Source organism: Pectinatus brassicae (genome assembly GCF_014201835.1).
Classification (GTDB): Bacteria; Bacillota; Negativicutes; order Selenomonadales; family Selenomonadaceae; genus Pectinatus; species Pectinatus brassicae.
Genome location: NZ_JACHFH010000011.1, coordinates 1 through 18,776 on the forward strand (window position 1 = coordinate 1; position 18,776 = coordinate 18,776).

The following is an 18,776-nucleotide window of genomic DNA, read 5'->3' on the forward strand; positions in this document are numbered from 1 at the left end:
CTGGCAGGCTTATATACAGGTTACCACATTAGGGTTTACCGCTTAAGCTTTCCGGAACCACGCGACTATCGCGTGGTTTTCTTATATACAAAAAAAGAATGCTGCACAAAAATAAACTGTGCAGCATTCTTTTTCTTTTAATATTTAATTTAATAAAAATTATTTTTGAGTTGTAGGTTTAGTAATAAAGCGACTGCTTAAAATAACTAATATTAAAAATGCAATAATACCAGTAGTTAAAGCAACTTGCCCAAGAGCACCTAAATTCCCAAGTAATATTCCGGGAATAAGATAATCTGTATCAGCGAAAGTAGAACTAGCAAGACTCATATTTCCAAGAACCGGCAATATAAATAATGGCAGCCAGCTGATTAAAAGACTGTTTATTATAGTTCCAATAATTGCACCGCGTCTGCCGCCCTTAGCATTACCATAAATAGCTGCTGCTGCACCACAGAAGAAGTGTCCGACTACACCAGGAATAATTACAACTGTATGCATTGCAACCATAGCAAACATCGAAATAGTACCAACGATAAAGCTGATAAAAAATCCTAGTAAAACAGCATTGGGCGCATAAGGGAAGATGATAGGAACATCTAATGCCGGTTTTGAATTTGGAACAAGTTTCATGGCAATTCCTTGGAAAGCAGGAACAATTTCAGCTAAAATCATACGAACACCTTGAAGTACTACAGCAAAACCAGCAGCGAAGGTACCTGCCTGTACAATAGCAAATACGATAAAATTAGTACCATGGCTCAATTTTTCTTCGACAAAGGTCTGACCAGTCAAAGATACTAAAATTAGATAAACAACTACCATAACTATCGTAATAGATACTGTAGAATCTCGCAAAAAAGAAAGGCTCTTTGGAACGTTGATATCCTCGGTGCTATGTTCTTTATTACCAAAATGTTCACCAAACCAACCCGATATGGCATAACCAATATTACCTGTATGCCCCATGGCTACAGCATCACCACCGGTAATAGCACGCATATATGGCTGACATAAAGCAGGTGTAATTGTTAAAAGAGTGCCTTCAAATATACCACCAAGCAGGATAGTCTGTATACCACTGCCCATACCAGCAGATACAAGTACGACAGCTGTTAAACAAGAAACATATAACATGGCCTGACCGGTTAAAAATATGTATTTATAACGGGTGAATCTAGATAATAATACATTTACTATCATACCAACAAACATAATTAGTGCAGTTAAAGAACCATATTGAACCAGCGCAATAGCGACTACAGCTTCATTACTAGGAACAACACCTTGTACATTTAGAGCAAACTGAAACATCTTGGCAAATGGGTCTAATGAATTACAGAGAATACCAGCACCGCCGGTTAGAATTAAAAAGCCAGCGAAGGTTTTTATTCCCCCTTGTATAACGGCAGTTCCTTTCTTTTTCTGTAAAATTAAGCCAAGAACTGCTAATAAGCCAACAAGTAATGCTGGTGTTTGCACAATACTAATAAATAAGTTTCGAATCTCATCCATTGATATCTCTCCTTACTAATGGAATAATTGTAAAATGACATGTACTATATAATATTAACTGTGTGAGATGCTTTCTTTATCAAGAATATTACTAACGGCGGTTTTGATTTCATTTTGGTCTATTAAGCTTTTTAATAAAATAACCCGTTCAGCTGGAAGATTTGCTACAGCTTCGCCAAGTGTTTGGTCGACAAAAAAATAATCAGCAAGATCCGGGGTTGTACTTCCAACATCTGAATGGTCAACAGAGATCTCTTCTGTTACATTCATAGCATTTAAAACGTTCTGAATATTCATTTGGACCATAAAGCTGCTTCCTAACCCTGATTGACAAATACATAAAAATTTCATAATAAAATTCCTCCTTTGAATTATAAACGGCGATATTATTCGCCTGAAAACACATTGGCAAGGTCATCAATAGTTACAGCAGCTAATAATTGCTGGACTTTATCAGCATTTAATAATACGGATGCTAATTGCTGCATAATAGCAACATGGCTGGTATTATCGGGAGTTGCTAAAAAAAACCATAATCGTGCGGGATGCTTGTTATCGATAAAAGAAACTTCTTGGGTGGTTTTGAGTAAGGAAATACAGGCCTGTTTTGTACTAGACAGCGGTCTGGCATGTGCAAGAACAATCTGCGGACCAATATTCATATACGGACCTTTTTCCAGGCATATCGATATTACCGAGTTAATATATTCGGTAGTAATTAATTTTTTATCAAGCAATGGCTTTGCTGATAGGGTAATGGCATCCTGCCAGGATATGCCATCTCCAGTTACTTGCTGGATTTGCTCTTTACCAAGTAATTCCATAAAGATCATATCCTTTCTTGTTTTTATTATGCTATTATAATATCGCTTTACATGATTAGGAACAAGTGCAATAATGATATTATGAAAATGCAAGTAATGAACTACTTTGATAAAAGGAAATTTACAAAATATGATTATTTTTTCCCAGTATAAACATGGTAATGAATTATTAGATACTCTTTATAAATCAGAAACAGCAATTTCTATTGAAAATCTTATGGACAGGCTCCAACTATCACGCCGGAGCATTATGTATATTTTAAAGAATATAAACATGGAATTATCTAGAAAACAGATTTTACCAGTAGAAAATATCAAAGGTATTGGTTATGTTATTTCCCCAAAAGCCAAATGTAAATTGAAGGCTTATGATACAGTGGTACAAAATAAAATAGTTTTATTTATACCCAATGATTGGCGGCTGGATATAAAAAAGATGACGCAAGAACAAAGTTTAATTATTTTTGAGTATATCATTATTACCAATGAAACAACGTCAATTAATGAGCTTATGCAAATCTTTCAGGCATCACGAAATACGATATTAAGTCGGCTGCGTGCATTGGATGTTTATAACAAAGAGAATCGTTTTGAGGTTCAGGTAACTTCCAAAGGCAGAATAATTATTGGTACTGAATCGGCTCAACGCAAATGGATTTTAGAAAAATTTGAAATAATACTATTGCTTTTAAAAAATAATTATAAAATTGATTATGATCAGGAAATTGTGCAGTATCTTCATGAATTTGAACAACAATCAGGAAATTATTTTACTGATGACGCCAGATATATTTTGAAATATTTCTTGACGTGGTATTTTAATCGGCTGTCGAGAAAAAAGACACTGAATACAGGGGATACGGAAAGAGGTAATGCTGTAAAATATGATATTGACTGGGAAATAAAGTTTTTACAGGGAAAAGGGGTCTATCAGCAAAATGAATATGAATATTTAGCAGAAATATTAAGAGCATATGCATTAGCTAAAATAAATAATAAAACGCAGCTTTATAACAAAATGCATAAAGTCGCCGAAGCAATGACTGATAAATTTTTCTTAATTTCTGGTATGACACCAGGAATTAATCATCAGATGATGATTGATTCGCTAGCAGTGCATTTAATATCGCTTTATCATCGTGTTACCGCTGGTCTTAAGTATAATAATCCTCTTTTAGAGCAAATAAAGACATCATATCATAATTTATTTATAATCACTCGAACTGCAGCACAAGTATTGACTAACTATTTGGGTGAACAGCCATCAGATGATGAGATTGCCTTGCTTGCTACATATTTTGGCAGTGATATTCGTAGCGAGCAGATGAATGAATGCGCTAAACAGATACTGGTAGTATGTTCCAGTGGAATAGGTACATCACAATTTCTTTTAATGCAGCTACGGGAAAAATATCCCAATATTCAATTTACCGGGCCATTCAGTGTAGCAGAATATCTCCAGCTGTCTTTCAAAAATATTGGTTTAATCCTTACGACTACTTTATTGGAACAATCGCCAAACGAAATGGTGCCCATTGTGCAGATTTCAGTACTGCCAACTAAATACGAATGGGATTTCCTTGATAAAAAGCTATTGTTATCGGGATTCGCTGTTGCTGAATATCAGCAGGAAAATATTCAGCAACTTATGGATTTAATCTCAAACTATGCTAAGATTGAAGATATTAATGGATTAAACAGAAGCCTTACAGAATATTTTAAAGAAAAGAGAAAAGAACAGGGCGGAGCCTTAATTTCTCAGCAGAATAACAATGATTCATTGTTAAAATATATTACATTTATTCCTGATCAGATTGCAGATTGGAAAAATGCAATTCGAAGTGCTTTTCAGCCACTATTACAGCATCATTTTGTAAAGAAAGAATATATAGAACGCATTATTACGTTGACGGAAAATAATGGCGATTATATGCTGCTGGGAAGAGGATTCTTGCTGGCACATGCCAAGCCGGATGACGGCGTTTTAAATCTGTCTGCAGCTGTTTCTTTGTGTAAAAAGCCTATTCAATTAAATTCAGGTAAGCATATAAAATGTATAATTTGTCTGGCACCAGTCGATCAAACAAGCCATTTGAATTTTTTGTCGGCACTGCTGCAAAATATTAATGATGATGTCTGGTGTAATAAGTTGTATGAGACAAAAACTAAAAATGAGCTGGAATATTTTTTATTGGAGTCATTTTAAAGTATATATTAATTATAAATAGTAAAAATGCTGGTAACCTTGAATAATAATTACAAGATTATCAGCATTTTTTATGGAATTAGAATTGTCATTTATTATTAGTGCAGTATTTTTTTATTAAGCGGCTGGCCTTACTTTGGCTGATTTTTAATTTCTGTGCGGTTTTATAAGAACTTTTTGTTTCCTCATAAGCAGAAATGATAATTTTTTTCTCTACATAATCTAATGTTTCTTGTAAAGAGCCACAGAAAAAATCTTCGGTAAAGTAATTATCTTGTGTTTTTTTTGAGTTGTCTTTATCAATAGCAGGTTCTGATATAGGCAAATCAATACTATCAATTACAGTTCCCTTGTTAATGACAACAGCACGTTCAATAATATTGGATAATTCACGGACATTTCCCGGCCAGGAATATTTTAGGAATAAATTAAGCACTTCTTCAGAAAATTTACGCTTTCGACTGTATTTATTATTGAATTGTTTTAAAAAATAAAGTGCCATTGATATTATTTCTTCACGGCGGTCTCGCAAGGGCGGAAGTTCTACTTCAAAAACATTAAGGCGGTAGTATAAATCTTCACGGAACAGTTTATCCTGTATCATTTTATAAATATCTCTGTTGGTAGCGGCTACTATACGGCAATTCATATGCTGCAAAGTACGACCGCCTACTTTGTAGTAACTTTTATCCTGTAATACCTGAAGAAGTTTAGCTTGCATTTTTAGCGATAATTCGCCAATTTCATCTAGAAAAAGTGTACCATTATTCGCCAGTTCAATAAGGCCGCTGTTTCCTTTGCTGTTTGCACCAGTAAAAGCACCACGGGCATAGCCAAATAATTCGGATTCCATAAGCTCATCAGGGATAGAAGCACAATTTATGGATATGAATGGACCATCAGGCTGGGGGCTGTTTTTGTGGATATAATTAGCCATATGACTTTTACCAGTACCAGACTCACCCAATATTAAAACGGTAGAATTTGTTTTGGCGATTTTATGAATTGTCGGGATTAATTTCATCATTCGTTCACTGTAGGAAAATACAGAGGGAATATCACCGCTATAGTTGCGTAATGCTTCCAATTCCTTTTTATAACGAGCTATAAGTTTGTTAGCTTTGGTTAAATCATTGGTGATTTTTTTATTTTCGGTAATATCACGCGAATTTTCTATAATATATTCTATATTGCCTTCTGAATTAAATATAGGTATAGCTGTAGTTAATAATGTTCGTCCGGTTTTGGTATATTGTTCAATAGTCATTGGAATTTTTTCTTTAAGTACTCGGGGACTTAGGCGAGGATACCAATAGTTTGCTAATGAGATTTCAGTATTGTTTTTACCGATGAGTTCAGCACATTTTGTGCCGCAGTGTTCTTCAACAGCACGATTAGCATAGCAGACAATACCTTGAGCATCAATAACATATATTTCATTTGGTGAATAATCGAGAAATTTTTTTAATATGTCGTAGCTGATTTTTTTATTAATAGTCATATTATTCCCTCTAAATAAAAAAAAATCCCTGAAAGCAAAAAGCTCTCAGGGACATCATTGTCGCAGATATAGATATAGATATAGATAAATGATATCATATAAGTAAATATTATTTTGTTTTAAACAATTGTTTTTGCTGATAGATATTAAAATATTGGTAAAGTAACTTGTAAAAATATAGGTATAATGCTATAATTACAAAAAAAAGGTACTGTTATAATGAGCGAAGAAGCTTAGAAATACTTTGGATAAAAGATTTCTAAGCTTTTTTATTAAAACTATTATGATGACAAATGATATTGATGAGGCTGTTTTTTAGCAGCATTATATTTAGGCTCAGGTCATGGTGCAGCTGTTGGAGCATTAGGGCATTTTTTTACAGCATTATTATCTGGATTTTCGTTGTCATTACCGGTGCATATTATAATTATGATTGATATGGTAGTTACGATGATCATATTTGGTAATATTTTTAAAATATAAAATACTATATAAGACTGTTTATGTAAGATATTAATATAAGGTGTGTCATCAAAAATAAGTAAAAATAGTTAATTAAAATAATATTTACTTATTTAACTACAACTTTTATATTGTATTTGTGTAAATGTTGTGCTATAATTTCCTTGTGATCAAAAAAATTAATACCGTTATTATAGCAAAGAAGCTTATAGATATATCTATCAGAATATCTATAAGCTTTTTTATTCTGAAAGAGGACGATTGATGTGAAAAAAAATTTTCTTATGGATGGCCTGCGTCGTGCACTGGAAGATTTAGATACTGAAAAAGTTCTTCAGTATTCCAGGCAGATAAAGATGATTGCGTTTGATCCGCTTATGGTAATAAATGGTGCATTAATACCAGCAATGCGGAATATCAGTAACGCTTTTGATGAGGGCTCATTGTTTGTACCTCAATTATTAGTGGCAGCAGATGCATTTGAGCAATCAATAAAAATTCTGACGGCAAAAATGTCAGGATCACAATTAAAAAAACTAAAAAACGGTAAAATACTAATCTATACAGTGGAAGGCGATATCCATGATGTTGGCAAGAACATCGTTAATATTGTTTTTCAAAGCAATGGTTTTGAGATAATAGATTTAGGCAGAAATGTTAATGCCCATAAAGTTATAGATGCAGCACAAGCATACGATGTTGATATGATTATTTCATTTGCCTTAATGACAACTACTCTGCCGCGCCAGAGAGAATTAATTGATGTTCTCGAGGAAAAAGGCATACGTAATAAATACAATGTTATTATTGGCGGGGCAGCTGCATCATACCAATGGGCAGCAAAAATTGAAGCCGATGGTTATGCGGGATCTATATCTGAGGGAATAGTTATGACTATGAACTTAATAAAGGAAAAAGTAGAAGCTGTATAATTATTAAAATATGCATGGAGGATGGATCGAATAGATCACGCAGACTCTAAATCTGTGCAGTCGAGTGAAACTCTCGGATTCTCCGCCAAAATATTATCCTGTGAAAGGTGAATATACATATGTCCAAAAATAATGCAGTAAAAATTGAAAATAGTGAACTGGAACAAACTAAAAAGCGTTATTATCGCAAAAACACCGATTTTGCCAAATTGATTGAGAAAATAAAATTATGGCCTGCACGTTCAGGGGTTTTACATGGAGTGAAATCTGTGCAATTAAAAGGTGAAATTATTGAAATAACTACTCACTGTGGAGAAAATTTTATTGTAAGAAATTCACGCAACAGCAGAGCTGCTCGTTGGCTGCGTAATAAATGGTGTGGTTCAGCATGTCGTGCCTGTAAAATTCCTGACTGGAAAATACAAAAATATAGTTCTACAATGCTCAGTAAGCAATGGGGTTCAACATTACAGTAAGCTAACAATGGATTTTATAAATGAATAGTAGTTTGGAAAGCAGGCAGTATTATGAAAAAATTAATAAAACTTTTTCTTTTGACAGGTTTTCTGGGAGCAGGAAAAACAACCTTATTAAAAAAAATAATTGACCATTTAAAAGAACATAAAATTGGCATTATAATGAATGAGTTCGGCAATATAAGTATTGATGGAATGCTTTTGCGTGACCAGGGGATGGAAGTGCATGAAATAAATAATGGCTCAGTATTTTGCAGCTGTTTAAAAGGCGAATTTGTTGATTCTTTAATAACGTATTCGCAGCTGCCTATTGAATATTTATTTGTTGAAAGCTCTGGTATGGCTGATCCGTCTAATATTAAATCATTATTAGAAGAAGTTATTGGCAAATCTGCTGGCATTAGTTATGATTATCGTGGTGCTATTTGCATTGTTGATGCCAATAATTTTCTTGATCAGCTTGAAGTTTTGCTGCCGATCGAAAGGCAGGTTAAGACAGGTAATTACATTGTCTTAAATAAAATGGATATGGTTTCAGCTGATATGGCTAAACAAGTAACAAATAAGCTGATAGCTTTAAATTCTAATGCACAAATAATTGAGTCGTCATATTGTGATGTTTCCCTTGACTTTATGGATGGTAATGTAACTGATATTTTAGATGATTTTCCAGGTGCACAAAGCTGTAGCATAAATACGCCATCTAATAGACCGGTAGGACATATTATAAAACTAAAGGGGATATTTGAGGAAGATAAAATACGCTTGTTTATTGATGGGATAATTCCCTGTATGATTAGAATAAAAGGGTTTTTCCACTTTAACACTGGCTGGAAGCAAATTGATGTATCAGGGAATCATATTGAAATAAAAAACACCAATATTCGGCCGGAAATGTCTGAAATGGTACTTATTTCTACGAAAGGGTTGCCGGCGTTGCGCGAAATATATACTCAGTGGAGTAAATATTTTGACATAGAATTAGAACTGAGTTAAGTAAAATTAATATGGATAATTTTCAGATGGAATTATTTGGAAAATATTAATGGTAAAAGCCCCCTTATCATTTATTAAAGATAAGAGGGCTTTTACCATGTGATTAATTATTAACTGCAAGTCAGGTAGGTTATAATATCTGTAGGATTTATAGGAAGGGATGTATTGTTTTTAGAGTTATGAATCGATGAGTTAAAAGGAATTTTACCATGATTATTTATTTCCTGAATAAGCATATTAATTGCCATGGTCATAGTCAGACCCGACTGTTTAAGAATGTTTTCCGCATTCTTTTTGGCAGGTTCATCGATTTTTATTTTTAGAATAGTTTCATTAGACATAATACCAACTCCTTTTATGTGTGATTATTATAGCACAATAATATTTTTTGTGTAATAGTATAAATTATTATTTTTATTAAATATTGTTGTAATTGATATCATGTAAATAATTGCAGGAATAAGATATATTTTATAGAATTAAAATGTATCTTATTAGAATTAAAATAACAACAACTTCTATTGTAAAAATCATTTTGTATTTCAATTATGTACGGAAATTTTATATTAATATCAGCAATATTCAAAAATAATATAATATAGTTAGTTGAACCATTTACCTTTTAGTAACCGACATAAATATTGTTGAAAAGCGGAAAGGAAATGAGAAAATGAAAAAAATAGAAATTGAAGATTTACAAAGAATTACTGAGCTTTCAAAAAGAAAAATTTGGAAAATAGCAAAAAGAAATGGCAGGGACCCTAAATTATATTTACATTGGTCAGCTAAAAGATATGAAGATAAATTTGAAAATTACCATATAAATATTACGGGGGACGGAGAAGTATACATCAGTACGGAAAATTTTGCTGATATATTGACGCATACTTTTCATCGTAATAGAGGAGCTATTGGTATTGTTATGTGCTGTGGATATGAGTCTGATACAGACTGTCTAGGATCGTTTGCACCTACATTAAAACAAATTGAAGTTATGTCTAGGATTATTGCCATCGTTGCCGAAATACTTCATGTAACCATTGATTTAAAGCATGTAATGACTCATGGAGAGGCGGCTGATAATGAAGATGGAATGTATCTCCATGATCCATATGGGCCAAGATCGACAGGTGAAGAATGGGATCTTGAATATTTGGGAACAAATGATTCACATGATTATAATCCGTGGGCTGCTAATGGAACACGGGGCGGAGATGTTTTACGAAAAAAAGCACTTTTATATGAACATACGCTTATTAAATAAATTATTATGAATATTTAAGTATAAAAATAAGGTTGCATAAAACATATTTATGAGGCATAATGGAAATACTAAAAATTTATTTATGGAGGTATTTCTATGAAAAAAATTATATATATTTTTAGTATGTTATTTGCACTGAGTATTTCTACAGCCATGGCAGCACCGGTAAATACGTTATCAAATAATGAAACCGCTGTTGGACTTGGTACAACTGATTCTTACATTGAGCATAAATTCACACCTAAATTGACTATTGGGTACCAATATTTAGATCGTGATGAATATGATCACCAAAATGATCTTTATGCCCAGTATGACTTGTTTGGTTCTAACTTAAAAGCTGTTGCTGGATTCCGCAATAATCTGCCCGGTGATAATTCCAATGCATATGGCGGTTTAGCTGTTGTAAGTCCGAGTCTTTTAGGCAGTCAACTATATGCATCATATGTTACTGGCAGTGATTTTGGTGAAACTCAGGTTGGCTTAAATATGAATATTATTGCTAATATTGATTTTAACATTAATTATCATAATTTTGATCCTGATAATGGTCACGACAAACATGGTTTTGGTGTAGGTGCGACTGTTAAGTTTTAATTAGTATTTTAAGGTTGTCGTTTACGTAATTAGGAAAATTTCTGATTACAGCGATAGCCTTTTTTATTGTCTGCTTTAAGTTGATATAGCTAAGAGAAAGTATAAGTTATTATCAGCTTGCTTAATAAACAAGCTTGCTGTATCATATTAATATATATGTTTATAAATAAAACATTATAATAGCTGTTTTAATGCTATTATTCGGAGGGGTACTATTTGTCGGAGCAGCTGCGAAATATAGGTAATAATATTATGAAATTTATTCGTTATATTAAAAATAATACTATTGGAGGAATTCTGTTAAAATATATTACGGGGATAGCGGTATTATTTATAATGGCAGTGATTATTGGTTTTCATTATCCATCGGGACAGACTGATAATGCTAATAATAAGCAGATTGTCATTGAAATAAAATCTGGTATGCAGACAGCACAGATAGCAGCATTGTTAAAAGATAAGGACGTTATTGACCATGACTTTTATTTTCGCCTTCTAGCCAAAATAAAGGGACTGGATAAACAATTAAAAGTCGGCAGCTATATTTTGCAGAAGGATATGTCCGATAGTGCTGTAATGGAATTATTGATTAAAGGGCCAACATTAAATACAATAAAAGTAACGATTCCTGAGGGGTATACAGTAGAAAAAATAGCTGATGTTTTATCTAAAGACAATATTGTAGATCGCAATGAATTTTTACGATTAGCAAAATCATATACTCCGTATGAATATATGAAGAACAATGATCCCAATGTAAAATATAAGGTAGAGGGATATTTATTTCCAGATACTTATGAATTCCTGATAAATTCATCACCAAAACAGATTATGGATATTATGCTGAATGAATTTAATAAAAAATATGATGAAGAATTACGTAAGCGTGCTAAAGATAAAAATTTATCAGCACATGAACTAGTGGTATTGGCATCACTGGTTGAGGCTGAAGCTCGTTATGAAAATGACAGACCAATTATTGCACAAGTGTTTTTTAATAGATTAAAGATTAATATGCCGCTGCAGTCGGATACGACTATTCAATACGCCATGAAAGAACGAAAAGAAGAATTGATGATAAAAGACACTAAAATAGATTCGCCTTATAATACTTATATGCATTACGGGTTACCGCCAGGAGCCGTTGGCAATCCGGGAATGGCTTCAATAAAAGCAGTTCTTTATCCACAAAATAATGATTATTTATATTTTGTCGCTGATAGTACAGGGCATAATCACTATAGCCGTACATATCAGGAGCACCTTCGAATAATTGACAGTATAAAATAAAAGATAGGATTTTTTAATGAACGCGTTATTACAAGAGATGCAAATATTTGCTAAAGACAATAATGTTCCTATAATAAAACCATCAGCAGCAGAAATTTTATGCAGGACTGTTGCGGAACAAAAATCCCAGCGTATATTAGAAATTGGCACCGCTATTGGCTATTCTGCCTTATTAATGGCACAAAACGCTGCTGATAATGTTGAGATTATAACACTTGAATTATCTGCTGGCAGAATTGCGACGGCACGGAATTTTATTAATAAATCACCCTATAAAAAAAATATTACTATTATTGCGGGTGACGCTGAAGAATCTCTGCATAAATTGTCAGGCAAATTTGATTTTGTTTTTATTGATGCTGCCAAAGGTCAATATATTAAGTATCTGCAGGCAGTATTGCCGCTTCTTACGGATGCAGGAATCATAGCTGCTGATAATGTAATGTTTCGCGGCTATGTTGAGAGCAGCGAAAAACCGCCGCGTCGTTATAAGACAATAGTTAAACGCTTGCGTGAATATCTGCAGGAAATAAATGAATTAAATGAACTAGAAACCATCATTTATCATGAAAATGATGGTTTAGCCATTTCAAAGAAAAGGATCTGAAGATGATAGAAAAAGTAGAATTATTAGCCCCAGCTGGGAATTTAGAAAAATTAAAGATTGCTATTATTTATGGCGCAGATGCTGTATATATCGGCGGGAAAAAATTTGGTCTTAGAACATATGGCGGTAATTTTTCACCGGAAGAAATGCAGGAAGGTATTGAATTTGCCCATAGTAAAAATAAAAAAGTTTATGTCACGGTGAATATTTTTGCTCATAACAATGATTTAGGTGATTTACCGGAATATATATTGGAATTGGAAAAATTGCAAGTAGATGGTGTTTTAGTATCTGACTTGGGCGTGTTTTCTATTGTACGCAGTACGGCACCTGATTTACCTGTGCATATAAGTACTCAGGCTAATAATACTAACTGGGCATCAATTAAAGCTTGGACTGATATGGGGGCACAGCGTGTTGTATTGGCACGTGAACTTTCACTCAGAGAAATAAAGAAAATTCGTGAAAAATGTGATGTAGAATTAGAAATGTTTGTGCATGGAGCAATGTGTATATCTTATTCTGGCCGCTGTGTTATGAGTAATTATATGACAGGACGTGATTCTAACCGTGGAGCTTGTGCGCAGGCGTGTCGCTGGAAATATGCCTTGGTAGAATCACAGCGTCCTGATGAATATTTTCCGATTGAAGAAGATAGTAATGGAACATATATTTTCAATTCTAAGGATTTATGTCTGCTGCCATATATTAAAGATGTTATTAATAGTGGCGTAAACAGTCTAAAAATTGAAGGACGCATGAAGAGTATTTACTATGTTGCGGGAATAGTTAAAATTTATCGTGAAGCTATTGATATGTATTACGCTTCACCGGAAAAAATGGATGCTCAGCAGAAAAGCTGGCAGGAGGCACTTACTAAGGTGTCTCACCGTCAATATACAAGCGGATTTTTCATTGATAAACCTACTGGTGACGATCATGTTTATAACACTTCAGCTTGTACACAGACAGCTGATTTTGTTGGTATGGTACTAGAATATGATGAAAAAAGCGGCTATGCTTTAGTTGAACAGCGTAATAATATGAAAACTGGTCAGCGTATTGAAGTGTTTCAGCCTAACCTGCCCGCTTATGAACAAGAAATAAGTGAAATGATCGATGAAGATGAAAACACCATTCTGGTTGCTCCGCATCCACAACAAAAGGTTAGGATGAAAATGCAGCAGCCAGTAGAACCTTTTGCTATGCTTAGACGGGATATTACTACTAAATAATATATATGCTAAGGGGGCTTTTCTATGTCCAGATATTTTGCCGCAGCACATGGTCGTGTACAGGGAGTCGGCTTTCGCTATTTTGTACAAAATACCGCCAAAAAGTATAAACTTACCGGCTGGGTGAAAAACATGTCTGATGGTACTGTTACGATGGAAGTCCAAGGGAATCAAGAGCAAATCGATATGTTATTTAATGATATTAAAAAAGGTAATATGTTTATCAAGGTAAAAAAAATGGATATAAATATGATTAATGACTGTGAAAATGAAGAGAATTTTACAATAAGGTATTAAATATATATGATGGAAAGTGATAATGTGAAAAAGATACTTGTTTTACATGGTCCCAATTTGAATTTACTGGGTACGCGTGAACCGGAAATATATGGTTCAACAACACTGACAGATATAAATGAAGATCTTTGCCAGCAAGCAAAAAAAGCTGGTATAGATCTAGATTGTAAGCAAAGTAATTATGAGGGCGAATTAATTGATGCAATTCAGCAATCAGGTGAATATGCCTATATTATTTTAAATGCAGCTGCTTTTACCCATTACAGCATCGCTATTCGTGATGCTATTGCAGCAGTAAAAACACCAGTAATAGAAGTGCATTTGTCTAATGTTCATAAAAGAGAAGAGTTTAGAAATAATTCGGTTATTTCTCCTGTCGTTGAAGGACAAATTTCTGGTTTTGGTATTAATAGCTATAAGATGGCCTTATATCATGCTATTTTGAAAATGAGCGGAGATGATTATAATGGCAAATGATCGTCTGCTGCGGTTACGTCAATTTATTACAGAAAATGAAGCACAAGCAGTATTAATCAGTAAAAATGAAAATGTGCATTATTTCAGTGGATTTTACGGTGATGATTCAGCTTTAGTAATTACTATGGATAAGGAATACTTATTAACCGATTCACGTTATACCGAGCAAGCATCTGCTCAAAGTGATTTTACAATTATTGAGCAAAAAAAAGGCCTGCTAAGCAAAATAAGTGAAACTATTGAAAATGAACATATAAAAAATTTAGCATTTGAATCTAATGTTTTAGTGTACGATTCATTTAAAGCCCTACAAAAAATGCTGCCTAATGTAAAATTTTCGGCACCAATATCTTTAGATAAATTGCGCGTTGAAAAAGATGCTGGTGAAATTGAACTGATAAAAAAGGCTGTTGCCATAAGTGATGCTGCGTTTAATGATATATTGGATTTTATTAAACCAGGAATATCCGAGATAGCTGTTGCAGCCAGATTGGAAAATACTATGCGGCAATTAGGCAGTGAACGTCCTGCTTTTGCTACTATTGTTGCATCTGGCAAAAGAGGAAGTCTGCCTCATGGTGTTGCCAGCGAAAAGTTGCTTCTTGACGGAGAATTTGTTACAATGGACTTTGGAGCAGTATATAAAGGATATCATTCAGACATTACTCGTACTGTTTGTATTGGCAAAGCCAGCACTCAGCAAAAAAAACTTTATGATATCGTTTTAAAAGCACATCTAATGGGGATAGACTCTATTGAGATAAATAAAGATGGATGCAGTCTTGATGCACCATCCCGTCAGTATATAAAAGATATGGGATACGGTGACAATTACGGTCATGGACTAGGCCATGGCGTTGGGTTAGAAATACATGAACTGCCGAGACTTTCACCTATGGCGCAGGATATAATATTTAGGCCAAATATGCTTGTTACAGTAGAACCTGGAATATACATTCCAGATTATGGCGGTCTGCGCATAGAAGATACTGTATTGGTTGGAGAAAAAGGAGCAATTCCTTTAACAAAAAGCCGTAAAGAATTAATTGAGCTATAATCTATAAATTTTATATATCAATTTAAATTCAACTTATGAATTTATCCAAATCTGTTCTTTGAGGATTTATTATATATTATTGGATAAAATAAATGTAAATATTAATTGGAGGTTTATTTTTAATGATTTCAAGCAGTGATTTTCGTACAGGCCTTACTTTGGAATTTGACAATGGTGTATGGCAGATTGTTGACTTTCAGCATGTTAAACCGGGGAAAGGTGCCGCTTTTGTCCGTACAAAAATTAAAAATGTACAAACTGGTGCTGTAGTTGAACGTACTTTTAATCCAAATGAAAAATTACCAGCAGCTCATCTTGAAACCAATCAAATGCAATTCCTTTATGAAAATGATGGTATGTTTACTTTCATGGACAATGAAACTTATGAACAAACAGAACTTAGCAAGGAACAATTGGGTGATGCCTTACGTTTCTTAAAAGAAAATATGGACATAAGCCTGCAGACTTTTAAAGGCAAAATCATTGGTATTTCTTTGCCTAATTCTGTTGTCTTAGAAGTTATTGAATGTGAACCAAGCGTAAAAGGTGATACTGCAACTGGTGCTACCAAAATGGCTAAAGTGGAAACAGGTTATGAAGTACGCGTGCCGCTATTTATCAATGAAAATGACAAATTGCGTATTGATACCCGTACAGGTAATTATATCGAACGTGCATAATAGCATAAAAAGCACATTAATTTATAATCTTATTATAAATTAATGTGCTTTTTTGCTTATCTTATAAATATTATATTACTGTAAAATTAGTACAGAAATTGTAACTTTGTAATTTTTTTCTTGCGTTTAAAATTTGACAGGTGTATAATGTATTCATTCTACAAATGATAGGGGATATTTATATGAACGAAGTAAATTTTGTACAAGCTAGTAATTTGAAAGAAAAACCCGATGTATCAAAAATTGGTTTTGGTACGCACTTCACTGATCATATGTTTGAAATGACATATACAGAAGATAAAGGATGGCATAATCCACAGATTATCCCATTTAGCGATATAACTATCAGCCCGGCTAATGCGACTATTCATTATGGACAGGCAATTTTTGAAGGTATGAAAGCCTTTAGACAAGGTGATAAAGTAGTTATCTTCCGCCCACTCGATCATTTAAATCGCTTAAATAATTCGGCTCGTATTTTAGATATACCTCAGGTAGATGTAGAACTAGTACATACTGCGTTAAAAAAACTTATTGAAATAGAAAAAGCATGGGTTCCAGCACAGCGCGGACAAAGCTTATATATTCGTCCTTTCATCTATGCTGATGACGGATTTTTAGGTGTAAGTGTTGGGAAATCATATAAATTATATATAATTTTATCACCAGTTGCAGCTTATTATTCACATGGTTTTTCACCAGTTAAAATTATGGTTGAAGATACTTATGTACGTGCAACTCAAGGTGGATTAGGCGAAGCTAAAACACCGGCTAATTATGCTGCCAGTCTTCATGCCGGACTTGTTGCTCACAAAAAAGGCTATGATCAGACTTTATGGCTCGATGGTGTTGAACGTAAATATATTGAAGAAGTAGGATCCATGAATATCCTCTTTAAAATTAATGGTGAAATCGTAACGCCGGAACTAGATGGCAGTATTTTAAGCGGTATAACCCGCCGTACAGTACTGCAGGTCGCTAAAGAATGGGGTTATCCTGTTTCTGAACGCCGTATTTCCATTGATGAAGTTAAAGATGCTTACAAAAACGGAACTCTGGAAGAAGTGTTTGGCTCCGGAACAGCTGCTGTAATTTCGCCTGTAGGTGTTCTTGGCTATAAAGGCGAAGACATGGTAATCAACGATGGTAAAATAGGTCCATTTGCACAAAAAATGTTTGATTATGTAACAGGTGTTCAATGTGGTGCCGAAAAAGACATCCATAACTTTACGGAAGTAGTAGCTGAAGTTTAATTAAACATATAGCAAAAGAGGCATCTGATAAATTAATCAGACGCCTCTTTTGCTATATAAAAAAAAGCAGGGATTAAATCCCCGCTTTTTTATTCAGCGTAAACGCTGATTTGTCTTTTATAACGACCGTTGCGTTCAAAAGCAACTTTACCGCTAACTTTTGCAAATAAAGTATCATCTTTACCGATGCCTACGTTAGCACCTGGATGAAAATGAGTACCTCTTTGACGTACTAAGATACTTCCAGCTGAAACAACAGTTCCAGCCTGTTCTTTAACGCCTAGACGCTTGGATTGGCTATCACGACCATTACGTGTACTACCAACACCTTTTTTATGTGCGAAAAGCTGTAAATCAAAATTAAACATTCAATTCACCCCCTGCTTATTTGAAATAGTGACGAATTTTGAATACTTTTTTTCTATTTCTGCAAAGCCTAAAATAGCCACAGAAAAAACTGCTTCTGTAAGATCACTAGGTGAATCTTGCAGCTGTAATTTTAAGCATCCTGATTTAACGTCATAATCAACATTTGAATGTAAATGTTGAACTAAACTCAAAATAACTGATTGAGCTAGAGCCGATACGGCAGAACAAACAATGTCCTCACCATACGCTCCGGCACCAGCATGACCTTTTATCGAAAAGCCTTCGATTTTATTGTCATTTTGGTGCATAATAACAATTTTAATCATTATGCTTCAATTTTTTCGATAGTTATTTTTGTAAATGGTTGACGATGTCCTTGACGACGACGATAGTTTGATTTAGCTTTGTATTTGAAAATCAAGATTTTTTTAGCTTTATCTTGTTTTTCTACTTTAGCAGTGATTTTAGCGCCTTCAACAACTGGAGTACCAATTTTAACATCTGCATCATTAACAACTGTTAATACTTCATCAAATGTTACAGTAGCACCTTCTTCAACCGCAAGCTTCTCAACAATAACAGTATCTCCTTCGGAAACACGATATTGTTTGCCGCCTGTTTTAAAAATAGCGTACATTCTTATTACACCTACCTCTTTATATACTCGCCAGCTACGGTTAGCAAAAGCTATTTTGACCTCACTGTGCGGTTGATAAGCCGTCTACGACAAACTTATAC

22 protein-coding genes are annotated in these 18,776 nt (G+C 33.9%); 14 read left to right on the forward strand and 8 right to left on the reverse strand.

Going from position 1 to position 18,776, the window contains the following annotated elements; all coding sequences use genetic code 11:
- Nucleotides 1-159: 159 nt before the first annotated feature.
- From ulaA to HNR32_RS05460, 3 genes are read right to left on the reverse strand one after another with little or no spacing between them, the layout of a single operon-like run.
- Nucleotides 160-1,515 carry a PTS ascorbate transporter subunit IIC gene (gene ulaA, locus HNR32_RS05450; RefSeq protein ID WP_183860480.1) on the reverse strand — a complete coding sequence of 452 codons (1,356 nt, stop codon included), beginning with the start codon at nucleotides 1,513-1,515 and terminating at the stop codon, nucleotides 160-162.
- 54 nt (nucleotides 1,516-1,569) lie between these two features.
- Nucleotides 1,570-1,866, reverse strand: a complete 297-nt coding sequence (locus HNR32_RS05455) for a PTS sugar transporter subunit IIB (RefSeq protein ID WP_183860482.1) — start codon at nucleotides 1,864-1,866, stop codon at nucleotides 1,570-1,572.
- A 35-nt stretch (nucleotides 1,867-1,901) separates the two neighbouring features.
- Nucleotides 1,902-2,339 carry a PTS sugar transporter subunit IIA gene (locus HNR32_RS05460; RefSeq protein ID WP_183860484.1) on the reverse strand — a complete coding sequence of 146 codons (438 nt, stop codon included), beginning with the start codon at nucleotides 2,337-2,339 and terminating at the stop codon, nucleotides 1,902-1,904.
- A gap of 106 nt (nucleotides 2,340-2,445) precedes the next feature.
- Between HNR32_RS05460 and HNR32_RS05465 the strand changes: the two genes are divergently transcribed.
- Entirely contained in the window at nucleotides 2,446-4,545 is a 2,100-nt protein-coding gene (locus tag HNR32_RS05465) for a BglG family transcription antiterminator (protein WP_183860486.1), read from the forward strand.
- A gap of 88 nt (nucleotides 4,546-4,633) precedes the next feature.
- Here HNR32_RS05465 and HNR32_RS05470 read toward each other — a convergent pair whose 3' ends face one another.
- Nucleotides 4,634-6,046: a sigma-54 interaction domain-containing protein gene (locus tag HNR32_RS05470; protein WP_183860488.1), complete on the reverse strand. Its 1,413-nt coding sequence runs from the start codon at nucleotides 6,044-6,046 to the stop codon at nucleotides 4,634-4,636.
- Nucleotides 6,047-6,774: 728 nt separating this feature from the next.
- On the opposite strand from HNR32_RS05470, the gene HNR32_RS05475 reads away from it, so the two are divergent.
- The 3 genes from HNR32_RS05475 to HNR32_RS05485 all read left to right on the forward strand — a co-directional run bounded on the left by HNR32_RS05475 (nucleotide 6,775) and on the right by HNR32_RS05485 (nucleotide 8,912).
- Nucleotides 6,775-7,440, forward strand: a complete 666-nt coding sequence (locus HNR32_RS05475) for a cobalamin B12-binding domain-containing protein (RefSeq protein WP_183860490.1) — start codon at nucleotides 6,775-6,777, stop codon at nucleotides 7,438-7,440.
- 119 nt (nucleotides 7,441-7,559) lie between these two features.
- A complete protein-coding gene (gene pylSn / locus HNR32_RS05480) occupies nucleotides 7,560-7,916 on the forward strand; it encodes a pyrrolysine--tRNA(Pyl) ligase small subunit (RefSeq protein ID WP_183860492.1) in 357 nt (118 codons plus the stop codon).
- Nucleotides 7,917-7,967: 51 nt separating this feature from the next.
- On the forward strand, nucleotides 7,968-8,912 hold the full coding sequence (locus HNR32_RS05485) for a GTP-binding protein (RefSeq protein ID WP_183860494.1): 945 nt from the start codon (nucleotides 7,968-7,970) through the stop codon (nucleotides 8,910-8,912).
- 110 nt (nucleotides 8,913-9,022) lie between these two features.
- On the opposite strand, the gene HNR32_RS05490 is transcribed toward HNR32_RS05485, so the two are convergent.
- Nucleotides 9,023-9,253 (reverse strand): type II toxin-antitoxin system RelB/DinJ family antitoxin, encoded by a 231-nt coding sequence (locus HNR32_RS05490; protein WP_183860496.1) that lies wholly within the window; start codon nucleotides 9,251-9,253, stop codon nucleotides 9,023-9,025.
- A 329-nt stretch (nucleotides 9,254-9,582) separates the two neighbouring features.
- On the opposite strand from HNR32_RS05490, the gene HNR32_RS05495 reads away from it, so the two are divergent.
- From HNR32_RS05495 to HNR32_RS05540, 10 genes are all read left to right on the forward strand, one after another.
- Nucleotides 9,583-10,176 carry an N-acetylmuramoyl-L-alanine amidase gene (locus HNR32_RS05495; RefSeq protein ID WP_183860498.1) on the forward strand — a complete coding sequence of 198 codons (594 nt, stop codon included), beginning with the start codon at nucleotides 9,583-9,585 and terminating at the stop codon, nucleotides 10,174-10,176.
- Between the two features lie 96 nt (nucleotides 10,177-10,272).
- Complete coding sequence (locus HNR32_RS05500; RefSeq protein WP_183860500.1) at nucleotides 10,273-10,773, forward strand: autotransporter outer membrane beta-barrel domain-containing protein; 501 nt, start codon at nucleotides 10,273-10,275, stop codon at nucleotides 10,771-10,773.
- A gap of 252 nt (nucleotides 10,774-11,025) precedes the next feature.
- Nucleotides 11,026-12,063 (forward strand): endolytic transglycosylase MltG, encoded by a 1,038-nt coding sequence (gene mltG / locus HNR32_RS05505; RefSeq protein ID WP_183860502.1) that lies wholly within the window; start codon nucleotides 11,026-11,028, stop codon nucleotides 12,061-12,063.
- A gap of 16 nt (nucleotides 12,064-12,079) precedes the next feature.
- Entirely contained in the window at nucleotides 12,080-12,670 is a 591-nt protein-coding gene (locus HNR32_RS05510) for an O-methyltransferase (protein WP_183860504.1), read from the forward strand.
- A 2-nt stretch (nucleotides 12,671-12,672) separates the two neighbouring features.
- The gene (locus HNR32_RS05515; RefSeq protein ID WP_183860506.1) at nucleotides 12,673-13,905 is read left to right on the forward strand and encodes a peptidase U32 family protein; all 1,233 of its coding nucleotides are present in this window, start codon (nucleotides 12,673-12,675) and stop codon (nucleotides 13,903-13,905) included.
- 24 nt (nucleotides 13,906-13,929) lie between these two features.
- Complete coding sequence (locus tag HNR32_RS05520) at nucleotides 13,930-14,202, forward strand: acylphosphatase (RefSeq protein WP_183860508.1); 273 nt, start codon at nucleotides 13,930-13,932, stop codon at nucleotides 14,200-14,202.
- Between the two features lie 6 nt (nucleotides 14,203-14,208).
- On the forward strand, nucleotides 14,209-14,679 hold the full coding sequence (gene aroQ, locus HNR32_RS05525) for a type II 3-dehydroquinate dehydratase (RefSeq protein WP_375782630.1): 471 nt from the start codon (nucleotides 14,209-14,211) through the stop codon (nucleotides 14,677-14,679).
- Entirely contained in the window at nucleotides 14,666-15,736 is a 1,071-nt protein-coding gene (locus HNR32_RS05530; protein ID WP_375782631.1) for a M24 family metallopeptidase, read from the forward strand. Before aroQ ends, HNR32_RS05530 begins: the two co-directional genes overlap by 14 nt.
- Nucleotides 15,737-15,858: 122 nt before the next feature.
- The gene (gene efp / locus HNR32_RS05535; protein WP_183860511.1) at nucleotides 15,859-16,416 is read left to right on the forward strand and encodes an elongation factor P; all 558 of its coding nucleotides are present in this window, start codon (nucleotides 15,859-15,861) and stop codon (nucleotides 16,414-16,416) included.
- Between the two features lie 182 nt (nucleotides 16,417-16,598).
- Nucleotides 16,599-17,669, forward strand: coding sequence for a branched-chain amino acid aminotransferase (locus tag HNR32_RS05540; RefSeq protein ID WP_183860513.1), 1,071 nt, complete (start codon nucleotides 16,599-16,601; stop codon nucleotides 17,667-17,669).
- A gap of 89 nt (nucleotides 17,670-17,758) precedes the next feature.
- Here the strand turns inward: HNR32_RS05540 and rpmA are convergent, their stop codons facing one another.
- From rpmA to rplU, 3 genes are read right to left on the reverse strand one after another with little or no spacing between them, the layout of a single operon-like run.
- On the reverse strand, nucleotides 17,759-18,037 hold the full coding sequence (rpmA, locus tag HNR32_RS05545; protein ID WP_183860515.1) for a 50S ribosomal protein L27: 279 nt from the start codon (nucleotides 18,035-18,037) through the stop codon (nucleotides 17,759-17,761).
- Nucleotides 18,038-18,364, reverse strand: a complete 327-nt coding sequence (locus tag HNR32_RS05550) for a ribosomal-processing cysteine protease Prp (RefSeq protein ID WP_183860517.1) — start codon at nucleotides 18,362-18,364, stop codon at nucleotides 18,038-18,040. It abuts the gene before it with no gap.
- A complete protein-coding gene (gene rplU / locus HNR32_RS05555; protein ID WP_183860519.1) occupies nucleotides 18,364-18,675 on the reverse strand; it encodes a 50S ribosomal protein L21 in 312 nt (103 codons plus the stop codon). Before rplU ends, HNR32_RS05550 begins: the two co-directional genes overlap by 1 nt.
- Between the last annotated feature and the right edge of the window lie 101 nt (nucleotides 18,676-18,776).

What these genes read in the sequence shown, in the direction of transcription:
- ulaA (WP_183860480.1), bottom strand. Translation starts at nt 1,515, where the DNA reads ATGGATGAGATTCGAAACTTATTTATTAGTATTGTGCAAACACCAGCA.
- HNR32_RS05455 (WP_183860482.1), bottom strand. Translation starts at nt 1,866, where the DNA reads ATGAAATTTTTATGTATTTGTCAATCAGGGTTAGGAAGCAGCTTTATG.
- HNR32_RS05460 (WP_183860484.1), bottom strand. Translation starts at nt 2,339, where the DNA reads ATGGAATTACTTGGTAAAGAGCAAATCCAGCAAGTAACTGGAGATGGC.
- HNR32_RS05470 (WP_183860488.1), bottom strand. Translation starts at nt 6,046, where the DNA reads ATGACTATTAATAAAAAAATCAGCTACGACATATTAAAAAAATTTCTC.
- pylSn (WP_183860492.1), top strand. Translation starts at nt 7,560, where the DNA reads ATGTCCAAAAATAATGCAGTAAAAATTGAAAATAGTGAACTGGAACAA.
- HNR32_RS05485 (WP_183860494.1), top strand. Translation starts at nt 7,968, where the DNA reads ATGAAAAAATTAATAAAACTTTTTCTTTTGACAGGTTTTCTGGGAGCA.
- HNR32_RS05490 (WP_183860496.1), bottom strand. Translation starts at nt 9,253, where the DNA reads ATGTCTAATGAAACTATTCTAAAAATAAAAATCGATGAACCTGCCAAA.
- HNR32_RS05495 (WP_183860498.1), top strand. Translation starts at nt 9,583, where the DNA reads ATGAAAAAAATAGAAATTGAAGATTTACAAAGAATTACTGAGCTTTCA.
- HNR32_RS05500 (WP_183860500.1), top strand. Translation starts at nt 10,273, where the DNA reads ATGAAAAAAATTATATATATTTTTAGTATGTTATTTGCACTGAGTATT.
- mltG (WP_183860502.1), top strand. Translation starts at nt 11,026, where the DNA reads ATGAAATTTATTCGTTATATTAAAAATAATACTATTGGAGGAATTCTG.
- HNR32_RS05510 (WP_183860504.1), top strand. Translation starts at nt 12,080, where the DNA reads ATGAACGCGTTATTACAAGAGATGCAAATATTTGCTAAAGACAATAAT.
- HNR32_RS05515 (WP_183860506.1), top strand. Translation starts at nt 12,673, where the DNA reads ATGATAGAAAAAGTAGAATTATTAGCCCCAGCTGGGAATTTAGAAAAA.
- HNR32_RS05520 (WP_183860508.1), top strand. Translation starts at nt 13,930, where the DNA reads ATGTCCAGATATTTTGCCGCAGCACATGGTCGTGTACAGGGAGTCGGC.
- aroQ (WP_375782630.1), top strand. Translation starts at nt 14,209, where the DNA reads ATGATGGAAAGTGATAATGTGAAAAAGATACTTGTTTTACATGGTCCC.
- efp (WP_183860511.1), top strand. Translation starts at nt 15,859, where the DNA reads ATGATTTCAAGCAGTGATTTTCGTACAGGCCTTACTTTGGAATTTGAC.
- HNR32_RS05540 (WP_183860513.1), top strand. Translation starts at nt 16,599, where the DNA reads ATGAACGAAGTAAATTTTGTACAAGCTAGTAATTTGAAAGAAAAACCC.
- rpmA (WP_183860515.1), bottom strand. Translation starts at nt 18,037, where the DNA reads ATGTTTAATTTTGATTTACAGCTTTTCGCACATAAAAAAGGTGTTGGT.
- HNR32_RS05550 (WP_183860517.1), bottom strand. Translation starts at nt 18,364, where the DNA reads ATGATTAAAATTGTTATTATGCACCAAAATGACAATAAAATCGAAGGC.
- rplU (WP_183860519.1), bottom strand. Translation starts at nt 18,675, where the DNA reads ATGTACGCTATTTTTAAAACAGGCGGCAAACAATATCGTGTTTCCGAA.